7 protein-coding genes are annotated in these 7,271 nt (G+C 60.7%); all 7 read left to right on the forward strand.

Features of this window, described 5'->3' with window-relative positions:
- Window positions 1-58 precede the first annotated feature (58 nt).
- Window positions 59-1,441, forward strand: a complete 1,383-nt coding sequence (locus ACM6IV_RS26970) for an aspartate aminotransferase family protein (protein WP_414872399.1) — start codon at window positions 59-61, stop codon at window positions 1,439-1,441.
- A 279-nt stretch (window positions 1,442-1,720) separates the two neighbouring features.
- Window positions 1,721-3,424 (forward strand): amidase, encoded by a 1,704-nt coding sequence (locus tag ACM6IV_RS26975; RefSeq protein ID WP_414872400.1) that lies wholly within the window; start codon window positions 1,721-1,723, stop codon window positions 3,422-3,424.
- 386 nt (window positions 3,425-3,810) lie between these two features.
- Window positions 3,811-5,106, forward strand: coding sequence for an OprD family porin (locus tag ACM6IV_RS26980; RefSeq protein ID WP_414872401.1), 1,296 nt, complete (start codon window positions 3,811-3,813; stop codon window positions 5,104-5,106).
- Window positions 5,107-5,354: 248 nt separating this feature from the next.
- A complete protein-coding gene (locus tag ACM6IV_RS26985; protein WP_414872402.1) occupies window positions 5,355-6,008 on the forward strand; it encodes a hypothetical protein in 654 nt (217 codons plus the stop codon).
- A complete protein-coding gene (locus tag ACM6IV_RS26990; RefSeq protein ID WP_414872403.1) occupies window positions 6,005-6,526 on the forward strand; it encodes a hypothetical protein in 522 nt (173 codons plus the stop codon). The genes ACM6IV_RS26985 and ACM6IV_RS26990 overlap by 4 nt, the downstream gene beginning before the upstream one ends.
- Window positions 6,523-7,044: a hypothetical protein gene (locus tag ACM6IV_RS26995; protein WP_414872404.1), complete on the forward strand. Its 522-nt coding sequence runs from the start codon at window positions 6,523-6,525 to the stop codon at window positions 7,042-7,044. Before ACM6IV_RS26990 ends, ACM6IV_RS26995 begins: the two co-directional genes overlap by 4 nt.
- Window positions 7,045-7,052: 8 nt before the next feature.
- A partial coding sequence (locus ACM6IV_RS27000) for a hypothetical protein (protein ID WP_414872405.1) occupies window positions 7,053-7,271 on the forward strand: 219 nt, incomplete at its 3' end.

The raw sequence follows: 7,271 nt of genomic DNA on the forward strand, positions 1-7,271 counted from the left end.
TTTATCCGTGCGGGGCTGCAACGAACGCACTTACTGGCCCTTTTCCCTGGAGACCGACATGTCCGCTGAATTCGATTCGACTCGCAGTACCCGCGATTACCAAGCCTCTGACGCCGCTCACCACATCCATGCGTTCGTTGATCAGAAGGCCCTCAACGAAGAAGGCCCGCGGGTGATGGTCAACGGTGATCGGCTGGCATTGTGGGACAACGATGGCAAGCGTTACCTGGACGGCATGTCCGGCCTGTGGTGCACCAACCTCGGCTACGGACGCAAGGATCTCGCCGCCGCCGCGACCGCGCAGCTGGAACAACTGCCCTACTACAACATGTTCTTCCACACCACTCACCCGGCGGTGATCGAGCTGTCCGAGCTGCTGTTCAGCCTGCTGCCCAAGCACTACAGCCACGCGATTTACACCAACTCCGGGTCCGAAGCCAACGAAGTGCTGATCCGCACCGTGCGCAAGTTCTGGCAGGTGATGGGCAAACCCGAAAAGAAAATCATGATCGGCCGCTGGAACGGCTACCACGGCTCGACCCTCGCCGCGACGGCGTTGGGCGGAATGAAGTTCATGCATGAAATGGGCGGCACCATTCCCGATGTCGCGCACATCGATGAGCCGTACTGGTTCGCCCATGAAGGCAACCTCAGCCCGGAAGCATTCGGCCTGCAAGCGGCGCGGCAACTGGAAGACAAGATTCTCGAACTGGGCGCCGACAAGGTCGCCGCGTTCGTCGCCGAACCGTTCCAGGGCGCCGGCGGCATGATTATTCCACCGGCGACGTACTGGCCGGAGATCCAGCGCATCTGCCGTCAGTACGATGTGCTGCTGTGTGCGGACGAAGTGATTGGCGGTTTCGGTCGCACCGGTGAATGGTTCGCCCATCAGGCGTTTGGTTTCGAGCCCGACACACTGTCGATCGCCAAGGGCCTGACCTCGGGTTACATCCCGATGGGCGGGTTGATCCTGTCGCGGCGCATGGCCGAGGCGCTGGTGGAAAAAGGTGGCGTGTTTGCCCACGGCCTGACTTATTCCGGGCACCCGGTGGCGGCGGCCGTGGCGATTGCCAACCTCAAGGCGTTGCGCGATGAGGGTGTGGTGACACAGGTGAAAACCGACACTGGCCCGTATCTGCAGAATTGCCTGCGCGAAGTGTTTGGCAATCACCCGTTGGTGGGTGAGATTCAAGGGGTTGGGCTGGTCGCGGCGTTGCAGTTTGCTGAAGACAAGGCCAGCCGCAAACGCTTTGCCAATGAAAACGATATTGCCTGGCGTTGCCGCACGATTGGTTTTGAAGAGGGGTTGATCATTCGGTCGACATTGGGGCGGATGATCATGGCGCCGGCGCTGGTGGCCACGCGCATGGAGCTGGATGAGTTGATCGACAAGACGCGGATTGCGGTGGATCGGACGGCGCGGGAGTACGGCGTGCTGTGATCGTCTGAAGGAATCTGGTGGCCGGACTACCGCTATCGCGAGCAGGCTCACTCCTGCATTTGGAATGCGTTTCCCGTTTCCCTGTAGGAGTGAGCCTGCTCGCGATGGCGTCAGTCGGGTTGAAAACAGGCAAGAGTCAATCCCGCCGATTACTCCGCACGCCGCTTGGTGTTAAATAGGCGCCAGTCTTAACCTTGTCGCGTAAAGCCGTGCAACGAGAACCGCTATGAACACCTATTCCAAGAACAACCCTGGCCAACCGCAAATGGCGGTGAGCGCATGATCGAAGTCACTGAAGTTTCCATTGCCCAACTGCGCGCCGCGCTGGAATCCGGGCAGACCACCGCAGTTGAACTGGTGCAGGCCTATCTGGCCCGCATCGATGCTTACGATGGCGCCAACACCCCCACCGCGCTGAATGCCGTGGTCGTACGCAACCCTGAAGCGCTGAACGAAGCTCGCGCCTCCGATGCCCGCCGTGCCGAAGGTGAAACCCTCGGCCCGCTCGATGGCATTCCCTACACCGCCAAAGACAGCTATCTGGTCAAGGGCCTGACCGCCGCCTCCGGCAGCCCGGCCTTCGCCGATCTGATCGCTTATCGCGATGCCTTCACCATCGAGCGTCTGCGCGCCGCCGGGGCGATTTGCCTGGGCAAGACCAACATGCCGCCGATGGCCAACGGCGGCATGCAACGTGGCGTCTACGGTCGCGCCGAAAGCCCTTACAACGCCAACTACCTCACTGCACCGTTTGCCTCCGGCTCGTCGAACGGTGCCGGCACTGCCACTGCCGCCAGTTTCGCCGCGTTCGGTCTGGCGGAAGAAACCTGGTCGAGCGGGCGTGGCCCGGCGTCCAACAATGGTTTGTGCGCCTACACGCCGTCGCGCGGGGTGATCTCGGTGCGCGGCAACTGGCCGTTGACGCCGACCATGGATGTGGTCGTGCCTTATGCGCGCACCATGGCTGACCTGCTCGAAGTCCTCGACATCGTCGTGGCCGAAGATCCGGACACCCGCGGCGATTTGTGGCGTCTGCAACCGTGGGTGCCGATCCCGCGCGTCAGCGAGGTGCGCCCCGCCGCTTACGCTGATCTGGCCGCTGACGCCAAAGCACTGGCCGGCAAGCGTTTCGCCGTGCCGCGCATGTTCATCAATGCCGACCCTGAAGCCGGCACCAGCGAAGCCCCTGGCATCGGTGGCCCGACCGGCCAGCGCATCAACACCCGCGCCTCGGTGATCGATTTGTGGCAGCAGGCGCGTCAGGCCCTTGAAGCCGCCGGTGCCGAAGTCATCGAAACCGATTTCCCGCTGGTCTCCAACTGCGAAGGCGACCGCCCCGGCGCGCCGACCGTGTTCACCCGAGGGCTGGTCTCCAAAGAGTTCCTGCACCATGAACTGTGGGACCTGACCGCCTGGGCGTTCGACGACTTCCTGCAGGCCAACGGTGACCCTAAACTCAATCGTCTGGTCGACGTCGACGGGCCGAAAATCTTCCCGCACGACCCCGGTACTTTGCCCAACCGTGAAGGTGATCTGGCTGCCGGCATGGACGAATACGTGCGCATGGCCGAGCGCGGCATCACCCCGTGGAATGAAATCCCCACCGTGCCCGACGGTCTGCGCGGCCTCGAACAGACCCGGCGCATCGACCTCGAAGACTGGATGGATAAGCTGGGCCTCGACGCCGTGCTGTTTCCGACGGTCGCTGACGTCGGCCCGGCGGACGCTGACGTCAATCCGGCATCGGCCGACATCGCCTGGAGCAACGGCGTCTGGGTGGCCAACGGCAACCTCGCGATCCGCCACCTCGGCGTGCCGACCGTCACCGTGCCGATGGGCGTGATGGCCGACATCGGCATGCCGGTCGGCCTGACTTTCGCTGGCCGCGCCTACGATGATTCGAACCTGTTGCGCTTTGCCGCCGCGTTTGAATCGACCGGCAGCAAACGCCAGATCCCGCCACGCACGCCGCCGCTGGCGTAACGCGTGTGTCAGCCAACAGAAATGTTGCCTGACACACCGCTATCGCTGGCAAGCCAGCTCCCACAGGGTTCAGGTCTAATCACACACTCCGTGTTGAACGCAAAATCCTGTAGGAGTGAGCCTGCTCGCGATGGCGGTGTGTCAGTGTGAATATATTTGCCTGATACACCGCCATCGCGAGCAGGCTCACTTCTACAAGGCTTTGTGTGTGGTCACCACCTGTGAGCACAGCCTGAATCCCTGTGGGAGCTGGCTTGCCAGCAATGGCGTCAGCGCTATCACAACCTCTTGACCTGACAGCCCCAGCAATTCAGCACATCCACTCAATCGCCTTTCCTGCAATCGCGCGATCATCCCGGCCATCTTCATTGCCGCTGGCCCTGACCATGATCGACCGCGCTCCCTCGCGCTTCACCCTGCTTACGCTGCTCTGCGGTCTGACCACCACCGCCCACGCCAGCGGTTTCTTCGACGATGCCAAAAGCGAAGTGCTCAGCCGCAACTTCTACCTGAGCAACGACTACCGCTCGCCCTCAGCGTCCGGCAAAAACTATAAACAGGAATGGGCTCAAGGCTTTATCGGCACCTTCTCATCCGGTTTCACCCCCGGCACGGTCGGTTTCGGCATCGATGCCCACGCCTTCGCCGGGCTAAAACTCGACGGTGGCAAGGGCCATTCCGGGACTGGGCTGCTGCCGGTCGACAGCGGTGGTCGCAGCGAAAACGACTATTCCAGCGCGGGCGGTGCACTCAAGTTGAAAGCCTCGCGCACCACCCTCGCCTTCGGTGAAATGACCGTCGAAACCCCGGTGTTCGACACCGCCGACAAACGCCTGCAACCGGAATACGCCACAGGTTTTCTGCTCAACAGCGCCGAGTTCGATAACGTCAATCTGGTCGCCGGTCATTTCACCGCGTTCAAGAATCAGGACAGCTCCTCCGGCAAGGGCGATTTCTACGGTTATGGCGCCAATACCGAGGCCGGCGGGATCAGTTTTCTCGGCGCCGATCTGTTCACCGACAGCCCTTTGGGCGGCGCGCTGTATGCCTCGGACCTGAGCGACACTTGGCATCAGTACTACGGCAACCTGCACTTCAAGCAGTCCGGCGTGCTGCTCGACGCCAACCTTTACCACACCCGCGACAGCGGTCGCGCGCTGGCCGGTGCCATCGACAACACCGCGTTCAGCCTCTCCGGCAAATACACCTTCGGCGCGCACGCGGTGATGCTCGGCTGGCAGAAGATCAATGGCGACACACCGTTCGATTTCGTCGGTGGCGACTCGATCTATCTCGCCAACTCGATCAAATATGCCGATTTCAACGGCGCCAACGAACGCTCCTGGCAGGCGCGCTACGACCTCGACCTTGGCGCCTTCGGCATCCCCGGCCTGAACTTCATGACCCGCTACGTCAGCGGTAGCCACATCGACGGCACCCACGCGCCCCGGGGCGGAGCGTACAACCCGTTCGACCCCGACAGCGGCAGTTACCAGCCGCAGCAAGGTGACGGTGGCAAGCACTGGGAACGGGATATCGATCTGAAATACATCGTGCAATCGGGTGCGGCGAAGGATCTGTCGGTGCAGGTCTCGCATGTTTCACACCGGGCCAATGAGGCGCAGGCCGGCGATGACATTGACCGGATTTATGTGGTCGTTCAATACCCTTTTGGCTTCTGACAGAACGCGGTTATCTGTAGGAGTGAGCCTGCTCGCGATAGCGGAGTGTCAGTCGCTCTGATTTCAACTGATCGTTCCCAATCGCGAACAGGCTCACTCCTACATGGGGTACGCCGTACACACATGATGGCTAGCCAAATGCCATCACCTCCCTTATCCTGCGCACCCGCCAAAAACGCCAAGCCAGGAAGGCATCAATTGTTCTTCCTGTTTGCCGTCAATCAACACACGCAGATTCAGGGATGTACATGTTCCAGTTATTCAAACTCGGCGCAGCGGCTGTGCTCGCCGTAGCGCTCAGCGGCTGTATTACGGAAAGTGCCTCGTGGGTGAGCGAACCCCTGCAACCCAAAGCCAACGAACCCGTCAGCTACCTCGTCGGCTCGATCGGGCCGCAGTCACTCAAGCAGTCCGCCGCCGATAATCAGCGCATCTTTTTCCGCAAGCGCGGTTCCGAATATGGCGCCGCCGGCGTCTGGAAAATGGCCGGTGCCTACTCGACGCCGCAGGATATTCAGGACGGTGCCGGTGCGGCGAGCGTGTTTGTGCTGCCGCTCAAACCGGGTGATTACGAGTTTTATGATTTTCAGTTTTTCTCGGCACGCTACCAGCCAGGCCTTGGCACGGTGTTCAGCTCAGCCGAGGCCCGCGAGAAATTCAACCTGCCGATGCGGCTCGAGCCCGGCAAGGCGTATTACATCGGTGAATTTCGCTCGTTTTGCCTGAGCGCGGGTTTCTGCGCGTTCCGCTGGAGCAATCAGAGCGCCCGTGATGCTGTCGTTGCTCAACGTCTGGCGCCCGGGATGCCAACGTTGCAACCGCTCAACCTCGACCTGAAAAGCGCCGTACCCTACATCTTTACCGGCCTCATTCCAGGTGTGGCCGTGGACGTCAAACCATGAAAAAAATCATCGCCCTCACCACCGCTGCCCTTCTCACCGGCTGCACGGCCACCAACACCTTGCCTGAACGCACCCTTGCGGACGGCCAGGATTATCTCGCGCCAATCCACGTCATGGTCGATGACCCGATGAATTCGTCGACCCTGCGCAACTATCTGCGCCAGACCGGCGTGTTCCGCGACATTCAGACCGGTACTGCCAAAGGTGACGAGTACAGCGTTCAGGTCAAACTGGACATGCAACGTGAGTTTCCGCCGTTTCCGCTGGTGTTGCTCAGTTGCGCCACGCTGTTCATGTTGCCGCTATCCAAGGAATACAACACAGAGGCCGAGTTTTCCGTCTATCAAGGCGACAAGCGTCTGAAGCAATACAACTATCGCAACACCACGCAGAAATACACCTGGCTGCTGGATCAGGGGGGCGAACTGGCCGGCCAGAACCTGAACCGCATCGCCCGCGCGTTTGCCCAGGACGTCCAGCGTGATCATCTGATTCCGGCCTCGGGGGTTGCGCAGTGAACCCTGGTTTCATCAAGCCTGCCGTTCTGCTTGTCGTCCTGCTGATGCTGGGGGGCTGCGCCAATACTTTACAACCGCTCGATTATCAGGCCAGCAAAACCTATGTCCCGGTCACACTCGGTCTCGGCCCGGCCTACAGCCGAATCGACGAGCAGCACCAACGCGAGACCATCAGTGTCCTGAAAAAAACCGGCGCGTTTTCCATGCTCGACGGTGGCTACAGCCGCAACGGCTACAGCTTGTTGATCACCGAGCCGCACGACGGCAAGGTCAACTGGCTGGCGCTGGTAAACGTCTTCACCCTGTTCACCTTTCCCATGCCTTACCACTATCAGGACAACCTGCGCGGCTCCGTCTTCAAGGATGGCGAACTGCTCAAGACTTACAACTATTCGCGCGAAGGCTGGAGCGTCATGACCTGGTACGTGCCGATTCCCGGGGTTGAGAACAAGCGGCAGATGCTCGATCAGTTGCTGGTGGAAATGGACAAGGACAAGGTGATTCCGTATCAGCCGTGAAGGGATGAATGCGGATTCAACTGGAGCAACGCCCCCCCTGTGGCAGCGAGCCTGCTCTCACTCGGGACAGCCGTGTCAGTGACCGTCCGTCGGATACCACCGCGCACCTGTCAGACCTGACAGGTGCGCAACCTTTGATTCCCGCGTTAACTCACTCCGTCACTTTCCCGCACGGAGCCGTTGTCATGTCGATGCCTGATGAGCCTTTCACCCTAAAAGAACTCGAC

Source organism: Pseudomonas sp. IT-347P (assembly GCF_949768005.1).
Classification (GTDB): Bacteria; Pseudomonadota; Gammaproteobacteria; order Pseudomonadales; family Pseudomonadaceae; genus Aquipseudomonas.